26 protein-coding genes are annotated in these 26,331 nt (G+C 68.2%); 15 read left to right on the top strand and 11 right to left on the bottom strand.

Translation table 11 applies throughout. The features are described from left to right. The 3 genes from fabG1 to AU185_RS02980 are packed head-to-tail and all read left to right on the top strand — an operon-like array spanning position 1 to position 2,628. Positions 1 to 768 carry a 3-oxoacyl-ACP reductase FabG1 gene (gene fabG1 / locus AU185_RS02970; RefSeq protein WP_059100014.1) on the top strand — a complete coding sequence of 256 codons (768 nt, stop codon included), beginning with the start codon at positions 1 to 3 and terminating at the stop codon, positions 766 to 768. Positions 769 to 798: 30 nt separating this feature from the next. Beyond that, positions 799 to 1,608, top strand: coding sequence for an NADH-dependent enoyl-ACP reductase InhA (gene inhA / locus AU185_RS02975; RefSeq protein WP_059100015.1), 810 nt, complete (start codon positions 799 to 801; stop codon positions 1,606 to 1,608). Between the two features lie 3 nt (positions 1,609 to 1,611). Further along, positions 1,612 to 2,628 (top strand): ferrochelatase, encoded by a 1,017-nt coding sequence (locus AU185_RS02980; protein WP_059100016.1) that lies wholly within the window; start codon positions 1,612 to 1,614, stop codon positions 2,626 to 2,628. Here the strand turns inward: AU185_RS02980 and AU185_RS02985 are convergent. After that, positions 2,625 to 3,476 (bottom strand): Rv1486c family protein, encoded by an 852-nt coding sequence (locus AU185_RS02985; RefSeq protein ID WP_059100017.1) that lies wholly within the window; start codon positions 3,474 to 3,476, stop codon positions 2,625 to 2,627. The two genes, AU185_RS02980 and AU185_RS02985, sit on opposite strands and share 4 nt — an antisense overlap. A gap of 59 nt (positions 3,477 to 3,535) precedes the next feature. On the opposite strand from AU185_RS02985, the gene AU185_RS02990 reads away from it, so the two are divergent. Both AU185_RS02990 and AU185_RS02995 read left to right on the top strand, forming a co-directional pair. Continuing rightward, complete coding sequence (locus tag AU185_RS02990; RefSeq protein ID WP_059100018.1) at positions 3,536 to 3,967, top strand: NfeD family protein; 432 nt, start codon at positions 3,536 to 3,538, stop codon at positions 3,965 to 3,967. Between the two features lie 41 nt (positions 3,968 to 4,008). Then, a complete protein-coding gene (locus AU185_RS02995) occupies positions 4,009 to 5,190 on the top strand; it encodes an SPFH domain-containing protein (protein WP_059100019.1) in 1,182 nt (393 codons plus the stop codon). Positions 5,191 to 5,195: 5 nt separating this feature from the next. Here the strand turns inward: AU185_RS02995 and AU185_RS03000 are convergent, their stop codons facing one another. The 5 genes from AU185_RS03000 to AU185_RS03020 form a co-directional block, all read right to left on the bottom strand. Beyond that, on the bottom strand, positions 5,196 to 6,353 hold the full coding sequence (locus tag AU185_RS03000) for an FAD-dependent monooxygenase (protein ID WP_059100020.1): 1,158 nt from the start codon (positions 6,351 to 6,353) through the stop codon (positions 5,196 to 5,198). After that, the gene (locus tag AU185_RS03005) at positions 6,350 to 6,889 is read right to left on the bottom strand and encodes a hypothetical protein (RefSeq protein ID WP_059100021.1); all 540 of its coding nucleotides are present in this window, start codon (positions 6,887 to 6,889) and stop codon (positions 6,350 to 6,352) included. Before AU185_RS03005 ends, AU185_RS03000 begins: the two co-directional genes overlap by 4 nt. Continuing rightward, positions 6,886 to 7,374: a nitroreductase family deazaflavin-dependent oxidoreductase gene (locus AU185_RS03010; RefSeq protein WP_059100022.1), complete on the bottom strand. Its 489-nt coding sequence runs from the start codon at positions 7,372 to 7,374 to the stop codon at positions 6,886 to 6,888. Before AU185_RS03010 ends, AU185_RS03005 begins: the two co-directional genes overlap by 4 nt. A 19-nt stretch (positions 7,375 to 7,393) precedes the next feature. Next, a complete protein-coding gene (locus tag AU185_RS03015; RefSeq protein WP_059100023.1) occupies positions 7,394 to 8,026 on the bottom strand; it encodes a TetR/AcrR family transcriptional regulator in 633 nt (210 codons plus the stop codon). Positions 8,027 to 8,087: 61 nt separating this feature from the next. Next, complete coding sequence (locus AU185_RS03020; protein WP_059100024.1) at positions 8,088 to 8,828, bottom strand: TVP38/TMEM64 family protein; 741 nt, start codon at positions 8,826 to 8,828, stop codon at positions 8,088 to 8,090. 99 nt (positions 8,829 to 8,927) lie between these two features. On the opposite strand from AU185_RS03020, the gene mutA reads away from it, so the two are divergent. From mutA to lipL, 4 genes are read left to right on the top strand one after another with little or no spacing between them, the layout of a single operon-like run. After that, positions 8,928 to 10,748, top strand: coding sequence for a methylmalonyl-CoA mutase small subunit (gene mutA / locus AU185_RS03025; RefSeq protein ID WP_059100025.1), 1,821 nt, complete (start codon positions 8,928 to 8,930; stop codon positions 10,746 to 10,748). Between the two features lies 1 nt (position 10,749). Continuing rightward, positions 10,750 to 13,017, top strand: a complete 2,268-nt coding sequence (gene scpA / locus AU185_RS03030; protein ID WP_059100026.1) for a methylmalonyl-CoA mutase — start codon at positions 10,750 to 10,752, stop codon at positions 13,015 to 13,017. After that, entirely contained in the window at positions 13,018 to 14,010 is a 993-nt protein-coding gene (meaB, locus tag AU185_RS03035) for a methylmalonyl Co-A mutase-associated GTPase MeaB (protein WP_059100027.1), read from the top strand. Between the two features lie 47 nt (positions 14,011 to 14,057). After that, entirely contained in the window at positions 14,058 to 15,332 is a 1,275-nt protein-coding gene (gene lipL, locus AU185_RS03040) for an esterase/beta-lactamase LipL (protein WP_059100028.1), read from the top strand. Here the strand turns inward: lipL and AU185_RS03045 are convergent. Both AU185_RS03045 and AU185_RS03050 read right to left on the bottom strand, forming a co-directional pair. Further along, entirely contained in the window at positions 15,329 to 16,075 is a 747-nt protein-coding gene (locus AU185_RS03045) for a hypothetical protein (protein WP_059100029.1), read from the bottom strand. The two genes, lipL and AU185_RS03045, sit on opposite strands and share 4 nt — an antisense overlap. Positions 16,076 to 16,119: 44 nt before the next feature. After that, the gene (locus AU185_RS03050) at positions 16,120 to 16,488 is read right to left on the bottom strand and encodes a hypothetical protein (protein ID WP_059100030.1); all 369 of its coding nucleotides are present in this window, start codon (positions 16,486 to 16,488) and stop codon (positions 16,120 to 16,122) included. Between the two features lie 135 nt (positions 16,489 to 16,623). Between AU185_RS03050 and AU185_RS03055 the strand changes: the two genes are divergently transcribed. Both AU185_RS03055 and ileS read left to right on the top strand, forming a co-directional pair. Further along, positions 16,624 to 17,265, top strand: coding sequence for a hypothetical protein (locus tag AU185_RS03055; RefSeq protein ID WP_059100031.1), 642 nt, complete (start codon positions 16,624 to 16,626; stop codon positions 17,263 to 17,265). 298 nt (positions 17,266 to 17,563) lie between these two features. Beyond that, positions 17,564 to 20,710 carry an isoleucine--tRNA ligase gene (gene ileS, locus AU185_RS03060; RefSeq protein ID WP_059100032.1) on the top strand — a complete coding sequence of 1,049 codons (3,147 nt, stop codon included), beginning with the start codon at positions 17,564 to 17,566 and terminating at the stop codon, positions 20,708 to 20,710. 33 nt (positions 20,711 to 20,743) lie between these two features. Here the strand turns inward: ileS and AU185_RS03065 are convergent, their stop codons facing one another. Then, the gene (locus AU185_RS03065; protein ID WP_059100033.1) at positions 20,744 to 20,974 is read right to left on the bottom strand and encodes an RNA-binding S4 domain-containing protein; all 231 of its coding nucleotides are present in this window, start codon (positions 20,972 to 20,974) and stop codon (positions 20,744 to 20,746) included. Positions 20,975 to 21,007: 33 nt separating this feature from the next. Between AU185_RS03065 and AU185_RS03070 the strand changes: the two genes are divergently transcribed. After that, positions 21,008 to 22,375 carry a DNA polymerase IV gene (locus tag AU185_RS03070; RefSeq protein ID WP_082683716.1) on the top strand — a complete coding sequence of 456 codons (1,368 nt, stop codon included), beginning with the start codon at positions 21,008 to 21,010 and terminating at the stop codon, positions 22,373 to 22,375. Here the strand turns inward: AU185_RS03070 and AU185_RS03075 are convergent. Both AU185_RS03075 and AU185_RS03080 read right to left on the bottom strand, forming a co-directional pair. Further along, entirely contained in the window at positions 22,357 to 22,839 is a 483-nt protein-coding gene (locus AU185_RS03075; RefSeq protein ID WP_502687746.1) for a hypothetical protein, read from the bottom strand. The genes AU185_RS03070 and AU185_RS03075 overlap by 19 nt on opposite strands. Before the next feature lie 21 nt (positions 22,840 to 22,860). Beyond that, positions 22,861 to 23,790: an asparaginase gene (locus AU185_RS03080; RefSeq protein ID WP_059100034.1), complete on the bottom strand. Its 930-nt coding sequence runs from the start codon at positions 23,788 to 23,790 to the stop codon at positions 22,861 to 22,863. 42 nt (positions 23,791 to 23,832) lie between these two features. On the opposite strand from AU185_RS03080, the gene lspA reads away from it, so the two are divergent. The 3 genes from lspA to rarD are packed head-to-tail and all read left to right on the top strand — an operon-like array spanning position 23,833 to position 26,255. Beyond that, positions 23,833 to 24,423, top strand: coding sequence for a signal peptidase II (gene lspA, locus AU185_RS03085; protein WP_059100180.1), 591 nt, complete (start codon positions 23,833 to 23,835; stop codon positions 24,421 to 24,423). Further along, positions 24,424 to 25,353, top strand: coding sequence for an RluA family pseudouridine synthase (locus tag AU185_RS03090; protein WP_059100035.1), 930 nt, complete (start codon positions 24,424 to 24,426; stop codon positions 25,351 to 25,353). Then, a complete protein-coding gene (gene rarD, locus AU185_RS03095) occupies positions 25,350 to 26,255 on the top strand; it encodes an EamA family transporter RarD (RefSeq protein ID WP_059100036.1) in 906 nt (301 codons plus the stop codon). The genes AU185_RS03090 and rarD overlap by 4 nt, the downstream gene beginning before the upstream one ends. Positions 26,256 to 26,331 lie beyond the last annotated feature (76 nt).

A 26,331-nucleotide genomic window follows, 5' to 3' on the forward strand; every position in this document is an offset into this window, starting at 1 on the left:
ATGACAGTGACCGATGATTCGGCCGACACCGCCGGCCAAACGGCTGGTGGCCGTCCGCCTTTCGTCTCGCGCTCGGTGCTGGTGACCGGTGGCAACCGAGGCATCGGTCTGGCCATTGCTCAGCGGCTCGCCGCCGACGGCCACAAGGTCGCCGTCACCCACCGCGGTTCCGGAGCCCCGGAGGGCCTGTTCGGGGTGGTGTGCGACGTCACCGACAACGACGCCGTCGACCGCGCGTTCAAAGAGGTCGAAGAGCATCAGGGCGCCGTCGAGGTGCTGGTGTCCAATGCCGGGATCTCCAAGGATGCGTTTCTCATGCGGATGACCGAGGAGCGGTTCACCGAGGTCATCAACGCCAACCTCACCGGAGCGTTCCGGGTGGCCCAGCGGGCCTCGCGCAGCATGCAGCGCAAGCGCTTCGGCCGGATCATCTTCATCGGCTCCGTGTCGGGTATGTGGGGGATCGGCAACCAGGCCAACTATGCGGCCGCCAAGGCGGGCTTGATCGGCATGGCCCGCTCGATCTCCCGGGAGCTGTCCAAGGCCAACGTCACCGCCAACGTGGTGGCTCCCGGCTACATCGACACCGAGATGACCCGGGCGCTCGATGAGCGGATTCAGCAGGGGGCGTTGGAGTTCATCCCCGCGAAGCGGGTCGGCACCGCCGAGGATGTCGCCGGGGCGGTGAGCTTCCTGGCGTCCGAGGACGCGAACTACATCGCCGGTGCCGTCATCCCGGTCGACGGCGGCATGGGCATGGGCCATTAGAAGACACGGCTAGAGGAGACAGACAAAGACATGGCAGGCTTTCTGGAAGGCAAGCGCATCCTCGTCACGGGGATCATCACCGACTCCTCGATCGCGTTCCACATCGCGCGGGTGGCGCAGGAGGAGGGCGCCGAGCTGGTGCTGACGGGGTTCGACCGGCTGAAGCTGATCCAGCGGATCGCCGACCGGCTCCCGAACCCGGCTCCACTGCTGGAACTCGACGTGCAGAACCCCGAGCACCTCGACACGCTGGCCGACCGGGTGACCGAGGTCATCGGCGAGGGCAACAAGCTCGACGGCGTGGTGCACTCGATCGGTTACATGCCGCAGTCGGGGATGGGCATCAACCCGTTCTTCGACGCGCCCTACGAGGATGTGTCGAAGGGCATTCACATCTCGGCCTACTCGTACGCTTCGCTGGCCAAGGCGCTGCTGCCGATCATGAATCGCGGCGGCGGGATCGTCGGCATGGACTTCGACCCGACCAGGGCGATGCCGGCCTACAACTGGATGACCGTCGCCAAGAGCGCGCTGGAGTCGGTCAACCGGTTCGTTGCCAGGGAGGCCGGCCCGTACGGGGTGCGCTCGAATCTGGTTGCCGCAGGACCGATTCGGACACTCGCGATGAGCGCGATCGTGGGCGGGGCGCTCGGCGACGACGCCGGCGATCAGATCAAGCTGCTCGAGGAGGGCTGGGATCAGCGCGCACCGCTGGGCTGGAACATGAAGGACCCGACGCCGGTGGCCAAGACCGTGCTGGCGCTGATCTCGGAATGGCTGCCGGCCACCACCGGCACCGTCGTCTACGCCGACGGCGGCGCCAGCACGCAGCTGTTATAGGGAATGGAGCGTTCCGCCGGCCCGGGCGACTCGGCTTTCGATGCCGTGCTGCTGCTGTCGTTCGGCGGTCCGGAGCGTCCCGAGGACGTGATCCCGTTCCTGGAGAACGTCACCCGCGGGCGGGGGATCCCGCGGGAGCGGTTGGCCGCCGTGGCCGAGCACTACCTGCACTTCGGCGGCGTGTCGCCGATCAACGGCATCAACCGGGCGGTGATCGAGCGGTTGCGCGCCTACACCGACGTGCCGGTGTACTTCGGTAACCGCAACTGGGCGCCTTACGTCGAGGACGCCGTCATCGCCATGCGCGACGACGGGGTGCGCCGCGCGGCGGTATTCGCCACCTCGGCGTGGGGCGGCTACTCGAGCTGCACACAGTACGTCGAGGACATCGCGAGGGGACGCCGGGCGGCGGGTGACTCGGCGCCCGAGCTGATCAAACTGCGTCAGTACTTCGACCATCCGCTGTTCGTACAGATGTTCGCCGATGCGGTCACCGCGGCCGCGCAGACGGTGCCCGACGGCGCCCGCCTGGTGTTCACCGCCCACTCGATTCCGCTCGCGGCCCGGTCCCGTTGTGGCACAGACCTTTACGAGCGACAGGTGGCATACGCGTCGAAGTGCGTCGCCGCTGCGGCCGGCTACCGGGAATACGACCAGGTGTGGCAGTCACGTTCGGGTCCGCCGCAGGTCCCGTGGCTGGAACCCGATGTGGCCGACCATCTGTCGGCGCTCGCCGCGGGCGGGACCACGGCCGTCGTCATCTGCCCGATCGGGTTCGTCGCAGACCACATCGAGGTGGTCTGGGACCTCGATCATGAACTGCGCCTGCAGGCCCAGCAAGCCGGCGTCGCGTTCGCCCGGGCCGCGACACCCAACGCCGACCTCGCGGTGGTGGCCGCCGATCTGCTCGCCGAGTTACGGGACGGCCGAGCCCCGGCAAGAGTGCCGGGCGCCGATCCGCCACCCCTGCAGGGTTACTCGGTGGACGGGGTGGTGTGCACGCCGGCCTGCACCGGCTAGCTTCGCCAGGGCGAGCGCAGGATGGCGTCGACGGCGGCGATCCGCGCGGAGCGCACCACCGTCGACAGCGGCCGCAGCGCGTCGCTGGCGATCTGCACCTCGGCGGAGCTGTGCAGCCCGATCGGGATCAACCCGGAGCTGACCGAGATGATCGCATCGACGTGCGCGGCGTTCTCCAGCACCCGCAGGGCCCGGCTCGGCGCATGGTCGGGAAACCGGTGCACCCGCGTGGATTCCAGCACCTGCTCGACGAGCCCGCGCGGATCCTCGACGTCGATGTCCGCCGCGCCCGCCCGCAACGTCCCCAGCGCCTCGGCCGCCGACCGAACCGCCGAACGCAGGGCGTACTCCGCCTCGCCGAGGTCCAAATACTCCGGCGCCGTGGCCGCGTCGGCCGGTACCGAGTACACGGTCCACGACAGTCCACACGGCTCGCGGTCGAATTCGTCGTCGACGTCGAGTTCGTCGTACTCGAAATCCGGTACCAGCCCGATCGACCCCGCGCCCGAGACGAGGATTGCCTCACCAGCCGTCACCGCATCGCGCTGGAACTGGGTCCCCGCAGGCAGGCCGCGCACGTCGCCGGGAACCGGCAGCGCCAACCTGACGGCCGGCGCCGTCGCGCCGGGACCCGCTGCGGTGCGCAGCGTCTGCAGGAGCGACATCGCACCTGCGTCGAGCAGATCGGGCCACGGCAGCCCGGTCGCGCCGGCGGCGACGGAGTCGTACGCCGTGACCGAATGCTTTGGCGCCCATAGCGATAGCGCGTCGAGGACATCGTCGGGAGCGGCCGCGCCCGCAAGCCAGGCATTGGCCCACACCGACAACGAAACACTGGGACACCACATGATGTTCGCAGTGTAGTTGTTAGGCCCGTATCAGGCCGCTCACGCGATAGGGTGACGTCATGCCTGCTGCGCTGATCTGGTTGATTGCCGCGCTGGCGCTCGCCGGGGCCGAAGCCCTGACCGGCGACCTGTTTCTGCTCATGCTCGGCGGCGGGGCGCTGGCAGCGGCCGGATCGAGCCTGATCTTCGACGACCTGTGGGTCCACGGCGCCGTCTTCGCGGTGGTGTCCGTCCTGCTGCTGGTGCTGGTGCGCCCAGCGCTGCGCAGGCACTTCCAGGCCGGCACCGGCCTGCCCGATCCGGCGAAGGCGCTGGAGGGCAAGAGCGCGCTGGTGCTCGATCGGGTCGCCCGCCACGAAGGACAGGTCAAGCTCGACGGCGAGATCTGGACCGCGCGGCCCTACAACGAGAACGATGTCTACGAACCCGGCGACCACGTGACCGTCGTCCACATCGACGGCGCCACCGCCGTCGTGCAGAAAGTCGTCTAGAGGATTCGCTGGGCAACCCGGACGAAGGGAAGGAACCCGTCATGGAAGGTGCCGTCGCAGGTCTGGTCCTCGTCGGCGTGCTGGTGGTGTTCGCCGCCATCATCGTCGCGAAGTCGATAGCGCTGATACCCCAGGCAGAGGCGGCGGTCATCGAGCGGCTCGGCCGCTACAGCAAGACCGTGTCGGGTCAGCTGACGCTGCTGCTGCCGTTCGTCGACAGGATCCGCGCGCGCGTCGACCTGCGGGAGCGGGTGGTGTCGTTCCCGCCGCAGCCGGTGATCACCGAGGACAACCTGACCGTCAACATCGACACCGTCGTCTACTTCCAGGTCACCAATCCGCAAGCGGCTGTCTATCAGATCAGCAACTACATCGTCGGCGTCGAACAGCTGGCCACGACCACGCTGCGCAACGTCGTCGGCGGTATGACGTTGGAGCAGACGCTGACGTCACGCGACCAGATCAACGGCCAGCTGCGCGGCGTGCTCGACGAGGCCACCGGCCGGTGGGGTCTGCGCGTGGCGCGCGTTGAACTGCGCAGCATCGACCCGCCGCCGTCGATCCAGGACTCGATGGAAAAGCAGATGCGCGCCGACCGCGAGAAGCGCGCGATGATCCTCACCGCCGAGGGCTCGCGCGAAGCGGCGATCAAACAGGCCGAAGGCCAGAAGCAGGCGCAGATCCTGGCCGCCGAGGGCGCCAAGCAGGCGGCGATCCTGGCCGCTGAGGCCGACCGGCAGTCGCGCATGCTGCGTGCGCAAGGCGAACGCGCCGCCGCCTACCTGCAGGCGCAGGGGCAGGCCAAGGCCATCGAGAAGACGTTCGCGGCGATCAAGGCCGGCAGGCCGACCCCGGAGATGCTGGCCTACCAGTACCTGCAGACCTTGCCGCAGATGGCCAAGGGCGAGGCGAACAAGGTGTGGCTGGTGCCCAGCGACTTCGGTTCTGCGCTGCAGGGATTCACCAAGCTGCTCGGCGCGCCCGGCGAGGACGGGGTGTTCCGCTATACACCGTCGCCGGTAGACGACACGCCGCCGAAGACCGACGACGAGGACGAGGTCGCCGACTGGTTCAGCACCGAGACGGATCCGGCGATCGCCCAGGCGGTCGCGAAGGCGGAGGCCGACGCACGGACTCCGGTGACCGGGCCGGGCCTGAACCCGGCGCCGCCCCCTCAGTCGCTGGGATCCGCCCGGACCGAAGGTGGCGCGCACTCGCTGTAGGGCGATCAGCTCGACAGGATGGTGTCGGCACCGAACTGCCGGCGCAAAAGACCGGCGAAGGCGTCGCGCATGACACAGCGCATGACGACCCGCTGCGCCGCCAGACCCGGCTTCGTCGCCGGCACCAGGCCACGGGCGAACCGTCGGGCGGTGCGCTGTCGATGACGGACCTCGGGCCGCAGTCTTCGCTGGTACTCGGCGAAGGCGGCCTCGTGGTCGTTCGGATGCGCCCGTAGAGCGTCGGCAAGCAGATACCCGCCGGCCATGGCCATGGACGCGCCCTGTGCCGAGGCCGGCGTGGTTGCGCCGCAGGCGTCGCCGACCAGGACCACGCGGCCGTCATACCAGCGGGGAATGGTGATCTGAGTGAGCGTGTCCATGAAGATGGAGTCGGGTAGCTGATCGAGCACTGACGCGGTGTGCCAACGCATTCCGCCGTAGACGTCGCGCAGCAGTTGCGCACGGTGTCGGGGATCGACACGCGTGGTGATGTCCGAGCGGAACAGGTACAACGCGATCAGTTCGCCGGGCGCGCCGGTGGGGTAGAGCACCAGTTGTCGTCCGGGTTCGGTGTAGTGCGTGCGAACGTCACCCAGCCCGAAGCGATCAGCGATCGGGTGGATGGCAACCAGGTAGCCCAGATGGCGTAGGAACGCAGGCTCGTATCCGAAGACGAGTTCCCGGGTACGGGAATGGACACCGTCTGCGCCCACTACCAGATCGAATGTGTCGCGCTGTCCGTCGGCGAAGGTGACGTCCACGCCGGCGGGTCGCTGATCTATCGCGACAATCCAGTGGCCATAACGGATCTCGACGTTGGGTGCCATCGCCTCGGCCAGGGCCTCCTCCAGCGTCCCGTGCATCACGCCCAGGTGTGGACTCCGCGAGATCCGGTCCACCAAGGCCCGGCTCAGCGAGGCGAACACATGGCCGTCCGCGTCGGTGAACTCGGCCGCGCTGACCGGTAGCTGGCGTGATGCCAGGCTCGCTGCGATTCCCATCCGGGCCGCGACGTCATATCCCGTGCCGCCGAAGTCGATGCCGTATCCACCGGAGCGGGCCGACGAGCCACGCTCGACCACGATCGGACAGTGTCCGTTCTGGTGCAGCCAATACGCCAACGTCATACCGGCGATGCCGCCGCCGCTGATGAGGATTCTCATGTCGTGGACCGGCTCGGCGCGGCGAAGGAAAGCTGGTGGGACAACAGCAGCTGGACTATCAGGACGGGGGCAAACCACGACACGGCGGTCGGGATCGTGAGCACGCTCGCGGTCGCCAGGCACAGCGCAGCGCACAGGAAGGCCACGGGTGGGCGTTGTGTCGGTGGTGACACAGTGATCGCCAGGGCGGCGGTCAGCACGACTGCGTAGATGACGAACGCCGCTGTCCAGCTGAAGCCGGGCACGAACAACGCCAGCACGAAGGGATGCACGTGCGCGGCAACGTAGGAGATCCGGAGTGCCCGAGTGCGTTTCGGCCTGTGAAACCAGCGTGTGTTGGAGGCGGTCGCGTTGACGACGACGCCACCGAAGCCGTCGGCGGCGACGACCATGACCACCACCACGGCGAGCGGCGACCATCCGGCATGCCACGCCAACGCCGCGGCCAGGATCGCGCCGGCCGCGGCGCCGGCCACACTGAGCGCGATCTCGTCTCGGGTCGCGCCCGGGGCGACGACCCGGTCGAACACGCTCATGCGCGCGCCGTGTCCAACCGAAGTTCAACCAATGGCAGCGGGGTGTTCGTGTCGGTGATCGGTTCGCCGAGCGTCTGTTCCAGAACCGGCTTGAACTGTGCCCATGCCTTCGGTCGCTCGCTGCGGTAAGCGGCCATCACCCGGTCGCGTTCGCGTTGGTCGAGGATTCGGGCGGTGGCCGGCGCGGGCGGACGGCTGCCGACGTACACGCGCACGGCAGGGTTGGCCTCGATGTTGCGGAACCACTGGGCCCGCGTGCCGAACCCCGAAGCGACGACGAATGTTTCGGGCGTGGGATGGTCGACGACCTCGAGCACGACGTCGCGGCGCTGTCCGGATTTGCGGCCGATGTGTTCGAGCATCAGCATCCGCTGACCGAACATCGCCCCGAGGCGGGCCTTGTAGAGCCAGATCGGGGCGCGCATGAGGCGACGGTTGCGCAGGATGCTGGCGCCTGCATTGGCGAACACGTTGGATGCTGACATCGTTTCCTCTCCTGATTCCTCACCCGAGGCGCTCGGCTTGTCCGCCCAGCCCGCCCCGGTAGATCGTGAAAACTTCGGCGGCCCAACGCTTCATGCCGGCGTCGGAGAGCGGGTCCACGCCGAGCGCCTCGGTGAGCCGGTTGCGAAGCGTCAGCACCGCCAGATCGTTGGCCAGCAAGAACGCAGCCCGCACAGCGGGATCCTCGCCAGGGCTTGCGGTGCCAGCGGCCACCATCGAATCGAGCACGCCGATGCTGATCTGGTGCAGTCGCTCGAAGAGCGCAGCCCCAACCGGTCCGCCGTCGAGGAGCAGGCGGCTCAGATACCCGGGGATCGGGGAGTCGGGCGGCAGGTGGGTCGCGAGTCCGTCGAGCATCGTCGGCACTGCGGCCGGGCCCATGCCCACTTCGGCGGTTCTCGCCGTGACCGCGGTGAGCAGCGCCTCGAGGGTGCCGACCACGTGGTCGTCGACGGCATCGATCAGGCCGTCCTTGGATCCGTAGTGGCGTACCAACAGCGCCGGGGACACATCCGCCGCCGTGGCGATGTCACGCATCGTGACCGCGTCTGGACCGCGCTGGCTGAACAGCCGCAGCGCCTCGTCACGGATTCGCGCCCGCGCGGTCCGATCATCGGAAGGAGGTGAATGCATGTTTACTATTGTAAACAAATGTTTAGTCGACGCAAGAGGGCAACGCAGTCGCGACGCCGGGCTACCTCGTCACCCGCACGGGCTGATCGGCTTCCGCGATCCGGTCGCGGTGATGACGCCGGTGCACGCGGATTTCGTAGACCAGGCCCGCGACGCCCAGACTGGCGGTGCACAGCGAAATCAGCACCAGCAGCGGGCTGACGTTGCCGGTGAGCGCGTCGCCGAGGATGACGACCGCCGCGGTGCCGGGCAGCAGCCCCGCGAGGGTGGCCAGCGAGTACGGCAGCACACGCACCGACGACGCGCCCGCCGCGTAGTTGAGCACGGAGAACGGCACGGCGGGAATCAGCCGCATCGAAAGCACGGTCGGCCAGCCGCGTTCACGCAGCCGCGCGTCCAGCGACTGGACCCGCGGGTGGCGCACCAACCGGTTCAGGTGCAGGCCGACGGCGCGCACCAGCAGCAAGGCCAGCACCGCGCTGACCGTCGCGGACGTCACGGCGAGCGGGATGCCGAGCACCGGTCCGAACAACAGGCCCGCGGCGAGCGTGAAGGCGGTGCGCGGGAACGGGAACACCGTCACCACGATGTGGGCGGCCAGGAACGCCAACGGGAACCACGGCCCGACCGACGTCGCCCAGTCGCGGAGCTCCACGGCGGTCGGCAGCGGAACCAGCAACGCAACTGCGACGAGAATCACAATGCCCGCCAGAGAGCCTGCCAGACGCACGCGCGAGACGCCCGAAAGCGTCGCGACCACCGCGCCGCGGACCGCGCGCAGGGTGCTGACGACGGTGTTCACGCCTACTAAGACTACGGAACGACGGCCACAGACACCTGTCGGCGAGCGCCTGAGTCGGCTGCCCGGCCAACGCCGGTGTGATGGCGATCATTTAGCCTGATGATCGTGCAGAAACCCACTGCGGTCGAGGCCGATCGAGAGCGTTGGCGCTCAGCGGTTGCCGGGGTGCTGGCAAAAAGCACCCGACGCGATCCCGCCGATCTGCCCGCCGAACCCGAACGCCTACTGGATTCGCCGACCTACGACGGCTTCGCGATCCGGCCCCTCTACACCAGCCTGGACGCGCTGCCCGAACCGCCGCTGCCCGGCCAGTGGCCGTTCGTGCGCGGCGGTGACGCGCTGCGTGACGTCAAAACGGGGTGGAAGGTGGCAGAGGCGTTCCCGGCGAACGGTTCCGGCAGCCTGACCGAACACAACGGCGCCATATTGCTCGGTCTGACCGAAGGCGTCAGCGCGCTCGTCATCCGCGTCGGCGCTCCCGCGGGTGTGCCGGCGACCGAACTGGACCGGCTGTTCGACGGCGTCTACCTCGATCTCGTTCCGGTTCTCTTCGAGATCGCCGGGCCGGATTACGTTTCCGCGGCCGATGCGGTGCTCGGCTTGCTGAGCGACCTCGACGCCGACCAGCGGTCCCGGCTTTCGGTCGACTTCGGTGCCGACCCGCTGACCGCCCCGTTGAGCGGGCGGCAGGCGACGGACGTCGGCGACGTGGTGGCAACCGCGGCAAAGCTGGACGCCTACGGCGGGCACGTTCGCGCCATCACCGTCGACGGTCCCGCATTCCACAATCTCGGCGCCAACGCGTCCTGGGAGCTGGCGGGCATGGTCGCCGCCGGGGTGAGCTACCTGCGGCTGCTGGGCCAAAGCGGTATGGCGGTTCCGGATGCCCTGCGCCAGCTCAGCTTCCGCGTCGCCGCTGATGACGACCAGTTCATGACGATCGCGAAGCTGCGCGCCGCGCGCCGGCTGTGGGCCCGCGTGGCCGAGGTGGTCGGGGCGCCGGAGCAGGGGGCCGCCACCCTGCACGCAGTGACCTCGCTGCCGATGATGACCAAGCGCGATCCCTGGGTGAACATGCTGCGCACCACGCTGGCCGCCTTCTCGGCGGGCATCGGCGGCGCGGACACCGTCCAGGTGCACCCGTTCGACGTCGCGATCGCCGGTGGCTTCCCCGGAACCGCCCCGAGCTTCGCCCGTCGGATCGCCCGCAACACCCAGCTGCTGCTGCTCGAGGAGTCACATCTGGGCCGCGTACTCGACCCCGCGGCGGGTTCCTGGTATGTCGAAGACCTCACCGAGCAGCTCGCCGCGCAGGCCTGGAAGCACTTCCAGGACATCGAGTCCCGCGGCGGTTTCGGTGACGCCGCCGACTACGTCGCCGGCCAGATCGCCGACGTCGCGGCCAGCAGAGCCGACGACATCGCCCACCGGCGCACCTCGCTCACGGGCGTGAACGAGTTCCCCGATATCGCCGAACCTGCGCTTCCGCAAGGTGATTCGCTGTCGGGGGTGCAGCGCTATGCGGCCGGTTTCGAGGCGCTGCGGGACCGGTCGGACGCCTTCCTCGAAAAGACGGGCGCGAGGCCGAAGGTGCTGCTGCTGCCGCTCGGTCCGCTCGCCGAGCACAACATCCGCACCACGTTCGCGACGAACCTGCTCGCGTCGGGAGGCATCGAGGCGGTGACCGAGACGACCAACGGCATGCCCGCGATCGCGGTGATCTGCGGCACTGACGCGCGCTACGCGACGGAGGCCTCCGCGGCCGTCGACTCCGCCCGTGCGGCCGGCGCCTCGCATGTTCTGCTTGCCGGGCCGGAAAAGGCTGTAGCACAAGCGGATTCGAAACCGGACGGCTATCTGACCGCAAAAATCGATGCGGTCGGAACATTGTCGGACCTGCTCACCAGATTGGGGGCCTGAGGTGACCGCCACCGCGGGGATCGGAAAGGACATCGGCAGCTTCGCCGACGTCCCGTTGAACGGAGAGCGCACCGTCGGGGCGCCGACCGAGACCGCCGTCGCCGCTCATGTCGAAGCGGCGGCCGCCGCACACGGATACAGCGTCGACCAGGTGGACTGGGTGACGCCGGAGGGCATCGACGTCAAGCCGGTCTACATCGGCGCCGACCGGGACGCGGCGGTCGCGGCCGGCTACCCGCTCGACACGTTCCCGGGCGAACCGCCGTTCGTGCGGGGGCCGTACCCGACGATGTACGTCAACCAACCGTGGACCATCCGGCAGTACGCGGGCTTCTCCACCGCCGCCGAGTCCAACGCCTTTTACCGGCGCAACCTCGCCGCCGGCCAGAAGGGCCTCTCGGTGGCGTTCGACCTGGCCACCCACCGCGGCTACGACTCCGACCACCCGCGGGTCCAGGGTGACGTCGGAATGGCCGGGGTGGCAATCGATTCCATCCTCGACATGCGTCAGCTGTTCGACGGGATAGACCTGTCGACGGTGTCGGTTTCGATGACGATGAACGGTGCGGTGCTGCCGATCCTGGCACTGTATGTGGTCGCGGCCGAGGAGCAGGGGGTGCCGCCGGAGAAGCTGGCCGGAACCATCCAGAACGACATCCTCAAAGAGTTCATGGTCCGCAACACCTACATCTACCCGCCGCAGGCGTCGATGCGGGTCATCTCCGACATCTTCGGCTACACCAGCGCAAAGATGCCGAAGTTCAACTCCATTTCGATCTCCGGCTACCACATCCAGGAAGCCGGTGCCACAGCCGATCTCGAGCTGGCCTACACGCTCGCCGACGGTGTCGAGTACATCAAGGCAGGCCTGGACGCCGGGCTCGACGTCGACAAGTTCGCGCCGCGGCTGTCGTTCTTCTGGGGCATCGGCATGAATTTCTTCATGGAGGTCGCCAAGTTGCGCGCCGGCCGGCTGCTGTGGAGCGAGTTGGTCGCCGAATTCAATCCGAAGGGCTCCAAATCCCTGTCGTTGCGCACCCATTCGCAGACGTCGGGTTGGTCGCTGACTGCGCAGGACCCGTTCAACAACGTCGCGCGCACCTGCATCGAGGCGATGGCCGCGACGCAGGGGCACACGCAGTCACTGCACACCAACGCGCTCGACGAGGCGCTGGCGCTGCCGACCGACTTCTCGGCGCGGATCGCGCGCAACACCCAGTTGGTGCTGCAGCAGGAGTCGGGCACCACGCGGCCGATCGACCCGTGGGGTGGCTCGTACTACGTCGAATGGCTGACCCACCAACTGGCGACCGCGGCGCGCATGCACATCGGCGAGGTCGTCGAGCACGGCGGTATGGCCCAGGCGATTTCCGACGGCATCCCGAAGCTGCGCATCGAGGAGGCGGCGGCGCGCACGCAGGCCCGTATCGACTCGGGGCAACAGACGGTGATCGGCGTCAACAAGTACCAGGTGGACGAGGACCACGAGATCGAGGTGCTCAAGGTCGAGAACAGCCGGGTGCGCGCCGAACAGCTCGCCAAACTCGAACAGCTGCGCGCCGACCGCGATCAGGCCGCTGTCGACGCGGCGCTCGCCGACCTGAGCCGGGCCGCGGGCACCCGCGAGCCCGCCGGTCCGGACGGGCTCGGCAACAACCTGCTGGCGCTGGCCATCAATGCCGCGCGGGCCAAGGCCACCGTCGGCGAGATCTCCGATGCGCTGGAGCGGGTTTACGGGCGCCACGTCGCGGAGATCCGTACGATCGCCGGCGTCTACCGCGACGAGATGGGGGGCAGAGGGGTCAGCAACATCACTCAAGCGACCGACCTCGTGCAGAAGTTCGCCGAGGCCGACGGCCGCCAGCCCCGGATCCTCATCGCGAAGATGGGCCAGGACGGTCACGACCGCGGGCAGAAGGTGATCGCGACCGCGTTCGCCGATATCGGCTTCGACGTCGACGTCGGCTCGCTGTTCTCCACGCCGGATGAGGTCGCGCGGCAGGCGGCCGACAACGACGTCCATGTCGTCGGTGTCTCGTCGCTTGCGGCCGGGCACCTGACCCTGGTGCCCGCGCTGCGCGACGCGCTCGCCGAGGTCGGCAGACCCGACGTCATGATCGTGGTCGGCGGCGTCATCCCGCCGGGTGACTTCGACGAGCTCTACGCGGCGGGCGCGACCGCGATCTTCCCGCCCGGCACGGTGATCGCCGAAGCCGCAATCGGCCTGCTGCACAAGCTGGCCGAGCGACTCGGTTACCGCCTCGAATAGATGGCTGAGCCGATCGCCGATCTCGCGACCGCCGTGGCGGACGGTGACCGCGCCGCCCTGGCGAGGGCCATCACGCTGGTCGAGTCGACCCGCGTCGACCACCGCGAGCAGGCACAGGAACTGCTGCTGAAACTGACCGCCCATGCGGGCAAGGCGATGCACGTCGGGATCACCGGGGTGCCGGGCGTGGGAAAGTCGACGACGATCGAGGCGCTGGGCATGTACCTGATCGAACAGGGGCACCGGGTCGCGGTGCTGGCGGTCGATCCGTCCTCGACCCGCACCCGCGGCTCGATCCTCGGTGACAAGACCCGGATGGCCCGACTGGCGGTGCATCCGGACGCCTACATCCGACCGTCACCGACCTCGGGCACGTTGGGCGGCGTCGCCAAGGCCACCCGGGAGACGATCGTGCTGCTCGAAGCCGCGGGTTTCGACGTGGTTCTGGTCGAAACCGTCGGCGTCGGACAATCCGAGGTCACGGTGGCCAACATGGTCGACACCTTCGTGTTCCTCACGCTGGCGCGCACCGGCGACCAGTTGCAGGGAATCAAGAAGGGCGTGCTCGAACTCGCCGACATCGTGGTGGTCAACAAAGCCGACGGTGAGCACGCGATGGAGGCCAAGAGGGCCGCCCGCGAGCTCGCCGGCGCCATCCGTCTCATCTATCCCCGCGAAACCCTATGGCGCCCACCGGTTCTCACGATGAGCGCGTTGGAAGGGGCAGGCCTGGAGGAGTTGTGGGCGACCGTGCTCAAGCATCGCGATGTGCTGACCGAGGCAGGGGAGTTCGAAAGTCGCCGCCGTACCCAGCAGGTCGAGTGGACATGGTCGATGGTGCGCGACGCGGTCCTCGACCGGGTGCTGTCCAACCCGAAGGTCAAGGAGGTCCGCGCCGAGATCGAACGGCAGGTCCGCGACGGCGAACTGACCCCCGCGCTTGCTGCACAACACCTGCTCGACGCCTCTGACATGGGCGAACCTAACGAATAGGTAACACAAGGTTTATTAGCCGGGGTTACGAGTAAATTCAATACATTGTGACGGGTGTCAAGAGCAGGGAGCTCAGCGCAGCGCTTCCGCACGGTGTCCAGGGCGCAGCCGATTCGAACTTCGGGTGCACCGTGCGGGGCTTCGCCCGGCTGTTTCCCGGCCGCCGCTACGGCGGCGGCGCGCTGTCGATATACCTGCACGGGGAACCCGTCGTCGACGTGTGGACCGGCTACTCGGATCGCCGCGGGACCCAGTACTGGAACGCCGACACCGGCGCGATGGTTTTCTCGGTCACCAAGGGCCTGGCGTCGACCGTCATACACCGCCTGGCCGACCGCGGCCTGATCGACTACGACACCCCGGTCGCCGAGTACTGGCCCGAGTTCGGCGTCAAGGGCAAGAGCCGGATCACGGTGCGAGACATGATGCAGCACCGGGCCGGGCTGTCTCATCTCAACGGTTGCACGAAGGCCGAGTTGCTCGACCACCGCGTGATGGAGCACCGAGTGGCGTCCGCGCCGGTCAACAAACTCCTGTTCGGCCATCAGGCCTACCACGCGCTCACCTACGGCTGGCTGATGTCCGGCCTCGGCCGCGCGGTGACCGGCAAAGGCATGCGCGACCTGATCCGCGAGGAACTCGCCGAACCGCTCGACACCGACGGACTGCACCTCGGCCGCCCACCCGTCGACGCGCCGACCCGCGCGGCGCAGATCCTCGCGCCGCAGGGCACGTTGGCCAATCCGGTTTTCAACTTCATCGCCCCGCGGGTGGCAGCGCTCGGCGTTTCCGGGATGTTCGGGTCGATGTACTTTCCCGGGATGAAGGCCGTCGTCCAGGGCGACACCCCGTTCCTGGATGCCGAGATTCCGGCGGCCAACGGGGTCGCGACCGCACGCAGCCTGGCCAAGATGTACGGCGCAATCGCCAATGGCGGCCGGATCGAGGGCAAGCAGTTCCTGTCCGAAGAGCGCGTTGCGGCGCTCACCGGCAGGCCGAGCTATTGGCCGGACCGAAACATCTTCGTGCCGTTGAGTTTTCATCTCGGCTACCATTCGCTGCCGGTCCCGCCGGGATTCATGCCCGGCTTCGGCCATGCCGGCTTGGCCGGGTCGGTCGGCTGGGCCGATCCCACGAGCGGGTTGTCGTTCGGTTTCGTCCACAACCGGCTGCTGACACGAATGGTGCTCGACCAGGCGTCGTTCGCCGGCTTGCAGGCGTTGATCCGGCGCGATGCGGCACGGGCGCGCAGGCGCGGCTACCAGACGGTGCCCGACCTGGGGGCGCCGTTCTGCGGGGTGTCGCGCTCGGTCGCCGGTTAGCGGTCGGTCAGCGGAGCGCTACTGAACCACCTGGTCTTCTGGCGCCAGGACTCCGCCGAGGTCAGCGCGAAGCCGGCGCCGCACATGCACGCGAACACCCACACCAGGGTCGTTCCTCCGTCGAGTTGCTGCAGTGCGGGAATGTAGGCGGTGAGCAACCGGACGACGCAGGCGGCGATGCCCGCGGCCGACGAGATCAGATAGACGTTGGCGATCTTGCGCGACCGCGGGTCCCTGCGCAGCACCAGCAGGGCCCGGCTGCCGTAACCCAGGAGATAGATGAGGATGCCGCACAGGACCAACCAGTACATGTTGAGCCAGAAGTCGGTGGGCACCTGGAAGAAGTCCGGCTTGTAGATCCGCGCGCCGTTACCGAGGGAGAAGGTCGCCAGCAGCACCGGGATGCAGAGTGTGGCTGGCAACTCGACGTACTGTCGGAACGACCGCTGCAACAAATGGTCGTCCTGCAGCCGACCCAGCGCGTTGTAGACGACGGCGGACGCGGCGACGATGTAGCAGTCGTGCCCGATGAAGTCTTCGACGTTCCATTTCCCCGTCAGCGCGTGCAGGGCGACACCGAGCGTCTCCGACGCCCAGGGAGACATGAGCAGCACCGCCATGCCTTGCAAAGCGATGTTGAGGGTAGCCGCGACCTCCCAGCGAGATGACCAGGTGACACGGCGGATCCACAGACTCCACGCGATACAGCAAAGCGTTATCGCGATGAGTGTCGCCAAAGCCATGGAGGTTGCCTTCGGGCCGCTGTGGTACTCGGCAAATTGTACGGCTATAGGGGCGGAGCGTCACTGCGCGGCCGCAGCTCCGAGAGCTTCGGTGCGCGGGTGCGCGTCCGGATCGCCTCCCGCAGCGCGGTCGGCGAACTGCCCGACGCCGACAGGGATTCGACGTAGCGCATGACTTCCTGCCTCGTCATCAGCCCGAACCGGACCTGGAGGTCGGGATAGCTGAGGCCGAACCGATCGGCCACCCGGCGCAATTCCTCTGCATCGGGGTAGTCGGCTTCTTTGATCCGACGGTAGTAGGTGCTGCTCGACGTGCCGAGAGCGTCGTAGATGTCCTTCGCCTCGACATCGCCGTCGAGGAGATAGTCCAGCAGTGCTTTCAGCTGCCTGCCGTTCTCGTCGGTCCGTGGCATCCACTTACTCTAACGTAAGTTCCCGAAATGAGCGATGGCACCCGCAAATCGGCCAGGGGTGCCTTTATTGACACTGGCGTCACGGTTTTGGGATGTGTCTCCCAAATTTGGGACAGCTGAGCTATCTTGGGTTTCATGGTTGCCCCCTATCCGGCTGCGCCGACATCTGAGGTTCTGCACCCGTTCGGCGTATTTGCTCATGCACCGGTTCGCGTGACGGACCACCTCGCCGATACGACCCGATCGGCGACCATGGCGAAACTGTCGACTCCGCCCAGTGCTGAGTTGACCGCGGAACTCGACGGCGCCGGCGAATGGCTCGACCTGCCGGCCGACGAGATCCTGCTGGCGGCCCTGACCAGGACGGTGGCGCGCACACTCGGCGATGGCGTGGTGCCCGTCGACATCGCCAGCGAGCGCGGCGCCCTGCTCGACGCGGTGCCCATGGTGTGCGCGACTCCGCAGCAGGCCAGCGCCAACGAGATGCTCGCAACCGTGCACCGCACGCTGGCCGCCGCCTCGGAGCATGTCACCGCCGAGCCGTCCGACGTGTACTTCAACTACATCGGCCAGGCGTCCGAGCAGGCCCCGGTTCAAGAAACCCCGCCCGCTCTCGGCCATGCGCTCGAGGTGCGGGTGTACCGGGCCGACGGTGACGTGCACATCGACTGGTGGTACGACACGACCCGCTTCGAGGCCTACACGGTCGAGGAGCTCAGCGAGCAGTTCCGCCTCGCGCTCATCGAGATGACCTCGGACGCACTCCCGCCGCAGTAAGCAACCCGCCGTCGGCGCCCTCGTTTGCGGCCCTCGGTACGATCGATCTCAACGGCACCGATCCGGCAATCACCGGGGAGCCTTCGGAAGAACCGCTCGACCTGACCCGTCGATGCTCAGTAGACCCGAACGGGTGGGCCCGTCATCGCCCGAAGTAGAGCGGCGCATGTCCTCCCCGTGATGGCGTGCGCAAGCGGGGTGGTACCGCGGCGCCCGCGCAGCAGCGCGACGTCGTCCCCGTGCCGTGAGGATTGGCTTCCGAGGCCGGAGGCCTCAATTTGGCACAGGGAGACCATCAGTGACCGCTTATCCCAGACCGGCGGCCGGCGCACCCAAGTTCCCCGCACTCGAGCTCGAGGTCTTGCAGTACTGGGACGCCGATGACACCTTCCACGCCAGCATCGCGCGCCGCGACGATGCCCCGGAGTACGTGTTCTACGACGGGCCGCCGTTCGCCAACGGCCTGCCGCACTACGGGCATCTGCTCACCGGCTACGTCAAGGACATCGTGCCGCGGTACCGCACCATGCGCGGCTACAAGGTGGAGCGCCGGTTCGGCTGGGACACCCACGGCCTGCCCGCCGAACTCGAGGTGCAGCGCCAGCTCGGCATCACCGACAAGGCGCAGATCGAGGAGATGGGCATCGAGAAGTTCAACGATGCCTGCCGCGCCTCGGTGCTCAGGTACACCAACGAGTGGCAGGCCTATGTGACCCGCCAAGCCCGCTGGGTCGACTTCGAAAACGACTACAAGACATTGGATCTCGGCTACATGGAGTCGGTGATCTGGGCGTTCAAGCAGCTCTGGGACAAGGGGCTGGCCTACGAGGGCAACCGGGTGTTGCCGTACTGCTGGAACGACGAGACGCCGCTGTCCAGCCATGAGTTGCGGATGGACGACGACGTCTACCAGAGCCGGCAGGACCCCGCGATCACCGTGGGCTTCACGGTCGCCGGCGGTGCGCTCGACGGCGCGCACCTGCTCATCTGGACCACGACGCCGTGGACGTTGCCGTCGAACCAGGCGGTCGCGGTCAATCCCGACGTCACCTATGTCCAGGTGCGGGCGCCTGACGGGCGGCGCTATGTGCTCGCCGAGGCGCGGGTGCCCGCCTACGCGCGCGAGCTCGGCGAGGAGCCGGAGGTGCTCGGCACCTACTCGGGACGCGACCTGCTCGAGACGCGGTATCTTCCGCCGTTCCCGTATTTCATGGACGCTCCCAACTCATTTCGCGTGCTCCCCGCCGACTTCGTCAGCACCGAGGACGGCACCGGCATCGTGCACATGTCGCCCGCGTACGGCGAGGACGACATGCTCACCGCTCAGGCCGCGGGCATCGAGGCCGTCACGCCGGTCGACTCGAAGGGCCGGTTCGACGCGACGGTGCCCGACTACGCGGGACATCACGTCTTCGACGCCAATCCGCAGATCATCCGCGACCTCAAGAACGGCGCCGGCCCCGCGGCCCTCAACGGCGCGGTGCTGCTCCGCCACGAGACTTACGAGCACTCGTATCCGCACTGCTGGCGGTGCCGCAATCCGCTGATCTATCGGGCGGTGTCGTCGTGGTTCATCAAGGTGACCGAGTTCCGCGACCGCATGGTCGAGCTCAACCAGCAGATCACCTGGTACCCGGAGCACGTGAAGGACGGCCAGTTCGGCAAGTGGCTGGCCGGCGCCCGGGACTGGTCGATCTCCCGAAACCGATACTGGGGCACCCCGATTCCGGTATGGAAGTCCGACGACCCGGCGTATCCCCGCATCGACGTGTACGGCAGCCTCGACGAGCTGGAACGCGACTTCGGGGTTCGGCCGACGAATCTGCACCGGCCCTACATCGACGAGCTGACCCGGCCCAACCCCGACGACCCAACCGGAAAGTCGACGATGCGGCGCATCGAGGACGTGCTCGACGTGTGGTTCGACTCCGGTTCCATGCCGTACGCGCAGGTGCACTACCCGTTTGAGAACCAGAAGTGGTTCGACGGGGTGAGCGGCAGTGGAAGCGAGACCGGCGAAGAGGCGCACTTCCCCGGCGACTTCATCGTGGAATACATCGGTCAGACCCGCGGCTGGTTCTACACGCTGCACATCCTGGCCACCGCGCTGTTCGACAAGCCGGCGTTCAAAACCTGTGTGGCGCATGGAATCGTGCTCGGCAACGACGGTCAGAAGATGAGCAAGTCGCTTCGAAACTATCCGGACGTCACCGAGGTGTTCGACCGCGACGGCTCGGATGCGATGCGCTGGTTTCTGATGGCCTCGCCGATCTTGCGCGGCGGCAACCTGATCGTCACCGAGCAGGGCATCCGCGAAGGGGTGCGGCAGGTGCTGCTGCCGCTCTGGAACGCCTACACCTTCCTGGCGCTCTACGCGCCGAAGAAGGGCACCTGGCGCACGGATTCGACGCATGTGCTGGACCGCTACATCTTGGCGAAGCTGGCCGCGCTGCGCGACGACCTGACCGCGTCGCTCGACGTGTGCGACATCGCCGGCGCATGCGACCAGCTGCGGCAGTTCACCGAGGCGTTGACCAATTGGTATGTGCGACGGTCCCGTTCGCGGTTCTGGGAGGAGGATCCCGACGCGATCGACACCTTGCACACGGTGCTGGAGGTGACGGGCAGGCTGGCCGCACCGCTGTTGCCGTTGATCACCGAGGTGATCTGGCGCGGCGTGACGGGGGAGCGGTCGGTGCATCTGACGGACTGGCCCGAAGCCGACCTGCTGCCGAAGGACGCCGAGTTAGTGGCCGACATGGACCTGGTGCGCGAGGTCGCGTCGACGGGCTCGTCGCTGCGCAAGGCCAAGAAGCTGCGGGTGCGGCTGCCGCTGCCGAAACTGACTGTGGCCGTGGACAGTCCACTGCGGCTCGATCCGTACCGCGACCTGATCGCCGACGAGCTCAACGTCAGGGCGGTCGAGCTTACCGACGATATCGCCGCCTACGGCCGCTTCGAGCTGACCGTCAACGCCAAGGTGGCGGGCCCGCGGCTCGGCAAGGACGTGCAGGCCGCGATCAAGGCCGTCAAATCGGGGGAGGCCGTCGTCAACGCCGACGGCACATTGACCGCGGGCCCCGCGGTTCTGCAACCCGAGGAGTACAGCTCGCGGCTGGTGGCCGCCGATCCCGAGTGGACGGCGGCGCTGCCCGACGGGGCCGGCCTCGTGGTGCTCGACGGCACGGTGACCGAGGAGCTGGAAGCCGAGGGCTGGGCGCGCGATCTGATTCGAGAGCTTCAGGATCTGCGCAAGTCCACGGGTCTCGACGTGTCCGATCGGATCTCGGTGGTGATCTCGGTACCACGGGTGCGGGAGGTGTGGGCCCGCACGCACCGCGAGCTGATCGCCCGCGAGATCCTCGCCACGAGTTTCGAATTCGGTGAGCCTGTCGACGGCACGGAGATCGGTGACGGTGTGCGGGTGGCGATCGCGAAGGTGTGACGAGCCCCGCACTCGACACGGCGCTGCGGCGAGTCAGGTGACGACCCGCGCCCCACGGCCGGCGAACACCACGACATCGGCGGGGCGTAGCTGCCTGCCTCGTCGGCGTTCGACCTCGCCGTTGACGGTGACCAACCCGTCGGCGATCACCGCCTTGGCGTCGGCACCGGAATCGATGAGGCCGGCCAACTTGAGGAACTGACCGAGCCGGATCGAGGCATCCCGGATCGGGACGTCGAGAGGTCCGGCGCTCGGGTCTGCCATGCAGGTCAGGCTAGCGTCCTAGCATCGGCAGCTGTGAACGCTCGTTGGGTGCTGCACCTCGACATGGACGCATTCTTCGCGTCGGTCGAGCAGCTCACCCGTCCGACGCTGCGCGGCCGCCCGGTGCTGGTCGGCGGGCTCGGCGGCCGCGGCGTGGTCGCGGGCGCCAGCTACGAGTCCCGGGTGTACGGCGCCAAGTCGGCGATGCCGATGCACCAGGCCCGCCGGTTGGTCGGCGCCGCAGCGGTGGTGCTTCCGCCGCGGGGAGTCGTCTACGGCGTCGCCAGCCGCCGCGTGTTCGAAACCGTCCGCCAGATGGTCCCGGTCCTCGAGCAGCTTTCCTACGATGAGGCCTTCGGCGAGCCCCCCGAACTGGCGGGCGCGTCGGCTGCCGATGTCGAGGACTTCTGCCGAATACTGCGGTCGCGCGTCCTCGAGCAGACCGGGCTGGTCGCGTCCATCGGAGCGGGGTCGGGGAAACAGCTCGCCAAGATCGCTTCGGGGCTGGCGAAGCCCGACGGCATGCGGGTCGTGGACCGCGATGAGGAACGCACGTTGCTCGACGGCCTGCCAGTGCGGCGGCTGTGGGGTATCGGGCCCGTCGCCGGGGAGAAGCTGCACCGGCTCGGCATCGAGACCATCGGCGCCTTCGCCGCGCTGAGCGAAGCCGAGGCCGCCGACATCCTCGGCGGCAGCGTCGGCCCGGCACTGCACCGGCTGGCTCGCGGCATCGACGACCGGCCGGTCGCCGAGAACGCACCCGCCAAACAGATCAGCGCGGAGTCCACGTTTCCCGAGGACCTGACCACCCTCGACCAGCTGCGTGAAGCGATGGGACCGATCGGCGAGCACGCCCACCGGCGTCTCGAGAAAGACGGCCGCGGCGCCCGCACCGTCACCGTGAAGATGAAGAAGTCCGATATGAACATCCTCACTCGGTCGGCGACGCTGCCGTACGCCACCACCGACGCGGGCACCCTGATCGCCACCGCGCGCCGGCTGCTTCTCGACCCCGTCGAAGTGGGGCCGATTCGCCTTCTGGGCGTTGGCTTTTCGGGGCTCTCCGACGTCCGCCAGGAGTCGTTGTTCCCGGATCTGGAGCTGATGGCCTCCGAGGACGTCGCGCACACCGGGCTGCCGCCGACCGTCACGGACCTGACCGCGACCGCACCCGCCTGGCGCATCGGCGACGACGTCACCCATCCGGACTTCGGGCACGGTTGGATTCAGGGGGCCGGGCACGGGGTGATGACCGTCCGGTTCGAGACCCGCGCCACCGGACCGGGTCAGGCGCGGACCTTTCCCGATGACACGCCCGGCATCGACCGCGCGAACCCCGTCGACTCCCTCGACTGGCCGGAGTACGTCGCCGAGTTGGCGCGCTACCAGAGCACCCCGTAGACGCTGGAGATCGTGAATCCGTGACCGCCGTACGTCTTGCAGGTCACCGTGCCCTGATGTCCGACACCGCAACTCGCGCCCCAGTTCTCCAGCCGGTAGCCGGCGGGCAGGACGTCGACGCCCTCACGCGTGAACGACGGTGCCGCGGAATGACGGTACTCGGCGGGTGCGCCGCTGGTCAGAAACGTCTGGTTGGTTCCCGGCGGGGCGTCCAGGGGCACCCCGTCACAACCGATCGGACCGCCGTTGGGCCCGATGCCACAGAACAATCCGTCCGGGGTGCGGAAGAACACGTGGTAGTTGGGTGGTGGGCCGGGTCGGTACTCGCCAACGGCGATCGGGTAGGCGTCGATCGCATCCGAGCCGGGCGGCGGTTCGGCATGGGCCACCGCCCCCGTGGCGAGGACCAGCGAGAACGCCGCGATCGTCGTGGCGCCGAGTCGGATCACGTTCCCGAACTGCACACGTCCACGCTGTCACGCCCGTCAACCCCAGCGGGCCATCACGTCGGCGACAGATGATCGGCTCGCCAACGTCGCCATCAGCAGCACACGGGCCTGGGCTGGCCGCAACCGCGGCACCGGCACCGCGCCGGCGGCGACCATGTCGTGGCCGGGCCCGTATGCGGGGCTGACACGGCCCCCGGTCACCCGGGTGGACACCGCGACCGTTATCCCTGCGCTGCAGAGTCGCTGCACCCCGTCGATCACCGCCGTCCCGGCGTTGCCGGCGCCCATCGCCTCCAACACGATGCCGCGCGCGCCCGCGGCCACACAGGCGTCCATCGCCGCGGCGTCGGCGCCCGGATAGGCGGCGACGATGTCGACCCGGGGCGCCTCGATCGCAGACAGCGCGCCGAAGTACGGCCGGTCCTTCGCCGCGTGCGCGACGAACCCGGCGTCCGATACGGCGCCGATCGCCGTTCCGTCGAACCCGCGCAGGTCGGCCGTCGCGACCTTCTGCAGGCCCAGCGGCTGCCAGACCACCCCGGCGAAGCTGACCACCACCCCGAGGTCTCGTGCGGCCGGACTGGCAGCGACCGTCAGTGCGTCACGAAGATTCGCCGGGCCGTCGGCGTCGGGGGCGTCGGCGCTGCGCTGGGCTCCGGTCAACACCACCGGGGTGGTGCCGCGGTAGGTGAGGTCCAGCCAGAGCGCCGTCTCCTCCATGGTGTCGGTGCCGTGCGTGACGACGATGCCGAGCGCGTTCGTCGCGGCGGTCTGCGAGATCTCTGCGCCGATGCGGTCCCAGTCGGCGGGGGTCAGTTGCGAGCTGTCGACGGCCATGAGGTCGACGACGTCGACCGGCAGTCCTGACGTCAGGTCGGCGCCGGTGTGCGCCGGACGCTTGACACCGTCGTCGTCGGTGCTCGTGGCGATCGTGCCGCCGGTGGCGACGACGACGAGGCGACCCATGGCGGGAATTCTCCCGCATTCCCGTTTTGGGATGATGGGGAAGTGACTGACGACCCGGGAGTGGCCGAACAGAGGACCGAGCAGACCGTGCCGCCGAGGCGCCGGCTACGGCTGCTGCTCGTCATCGCGGGGGTGGTGCTGGTTACCGACATCGTCACCAAGGTCCTCGCGGTCAAGCTCCTCACCCCCGGCCAGCCGGTGTCGATCATCGGCGACACGGTGACCTGGACCCTCGTGCGCAACTCCGGTGCCGCGTTCTCGATGGCCACCGGCTACACCTGGGTGCTCACGCTGATCGCCACCGGCGTGGTGATCGGGATCTTCTGGATGGGCCGTCGCCTGGTGTCGCCGTGGTGGGCGGTCGGGCTCGGCATGATCCTCGGCGGCGCCCTCGGGAACCTCGTCGACCGGTTCTTCCGGTCACCGGGTCCGCTGCAGGGCCATGTCGTCGACTTCCTGTCGATCGGCTGGTGGCCGGTGTTCAACGTGGCCGATCCGTGTGTGGTGGGCGGGGCGATCCTGCTGGTCGCGCTGTCGCTGTTCGGCTTCGACTTCGACACCGTCGGACGGCGCCGGCCGGGCGACGATTCAGACACCGTCGGACGGCGCCAGCAGGGCGACGGGGACGAGTAGATGGCCGATCGGTCGCTTGCGGTCCCGGAGGGGCTGGCGGGGATGCGGGTCGACGCGGGCATCGCGCGGCTGCTCGGGCTGTCGCGCACCGCGGCCGCCGCGCTGGCCGAAGAGGGTGGGGTCGACATCGACGGGGCGCCTGCGGGCAAGTCCGACAAGCTCACCGCGGGCGCGTGGCTGGAGGTGCGGTTGCCGGAAGCGCCTGCGCCCGTGGAGAATACGCCGGTCGCGATCGAGGGCATGGCGATCCTGTACTCCGACGACGACATCGTCGCCGTCGACAAGCCGCCCGGCGTCGCCGCGCATGCCACGGTCGGCTGGCACGGCCCGACGGTGTTGGGCGGCCTGGCCGCGGCGGGCTTTCGGATCAGCACCTCGGGTATTCACGAGCGCCAGGGCATCGTGCACCGCCTCGACGTCGGCACGTCGGGTGTCATGGTGGTGGCATTGTCCGAGCGCGCGTACACGGTGCTCAAGAGGGCGTTCAAGCAGCGCACCGTCGACAAGCGCTATCACGCGTTGGTGCAAGGACATCCGGATCCGTCGAGCGGGACGATCGACGCACCCATCGGACGTCACCGTGGGCACGACTGGAAATTCGCGGTCACCGAGAACGGCAGGCACAGCATCACCCACTACGACACCCTCGAGGCGCACCGGGCCGCCAGCCTGCTCGATATCGAGCTGGAAACCGGTCGCACGCATCAGATTCGGGTGCATTTCGCCGCCCTGCACCATCCCTGCGTCGGTGATCTCACCTACGGGGCCGACCCGACGCTGGCGAAGCGGCTCGGGCTGGAGCGGCAATGGCTGCACGCGCGGTCACTGGCCTTCGTGCACCCCGCCGACGGGCGACGCGTGGAGATCACCAGCCCCTATCCGGCCGATCTGCAACACGCCCTCGACGCCCTGCGCAACCACGAACTGTGAGCGGCGCCCGCAGCCCCGGATTGCTGCTCGGTGTCGGCGCCTACGTGTGTTGGGGCACGTTCCCCGCGTTCTTCCCGCTGCTGAAGCCCGCGTCCGCCGTGGAGGTGCTGGCACACCGGATCGTGTGGAACTTCCTGCTGATGGTCATCGTCGTCGCGGTCGTCCGCAGAATCGGGGACCTCAAGGAAATCACCGGCCGCACGTGGGTGTTGCTGACCGCTGCTTCGGCGCTGATCTCGATCAACTGGGGCATCTACGTCTACGCCGTCAACAACGGGCACGTGGTGGACGCCGCCCTCGGGTATTTCATCAACCCGCTGGTGACGGTCGCGTTGGGGCTCGTCGTCTTCGGGGAGCGGCTGAACCGCGCGCAGTTCTGCGCGCTGGCCACCGCGGTGCTCGGGGTGGTGGTGTTGACGGTCGATGTCGGCGCGCCGCCCTACATCGGGCTCGGGTTGGCGTGTTCGTTCGGCCTCTACGGCGCGGTCAAGAAGGTGGTGACGACGACCGATCCGCGGGTCAGCGTCGGCGTGGAAGCCGGGTTGGCCACCCCGTTCGCGGCGGCCTACATCGTCGTGCTGCAGATCACCGGACACGGCACGTTCACCGGGCACGGCGGCGGCCATGTCATCTTGATGATCCTGTCCGGTGTGCTGACGGCGGTGCCGCTGCTGTTGTTCGCCGCCGCCGCGCAGCGGCTGCCGTTGGTGACGTTGGGCCTGCTGTTCTATCTGACGCCGGTCATGCAGCTGACCTGGGGTGTGCTCGTCGGCCGTGAGCCGATGCCCCCCGCCCGCTGGCTCGGGTTCGCGCTGATCTGGCTCGCGCTGCTGGTCTTCAGTGTCGACGCGACGCGACGGGCCCGGGCCGATCGGCGGCCGACCGAGCCGTCCCATCTGTGACAGAACCTTTGCGGAGTGAAGCAAAACCGATGGTTGACCACCTGTTAGCAATGACTTAACGTTTGCTCGTGGTAGG

The organism is Mycobacterium sp. GA-0227b, assembly GCF_001499855.1.
In the GTDB taxonomy this organism is placed as follows: Bacteria; Actinomycetota; Actinomycetes; order Mycobacteriales; family Mycobacteriaceae; genus Mycobacterium.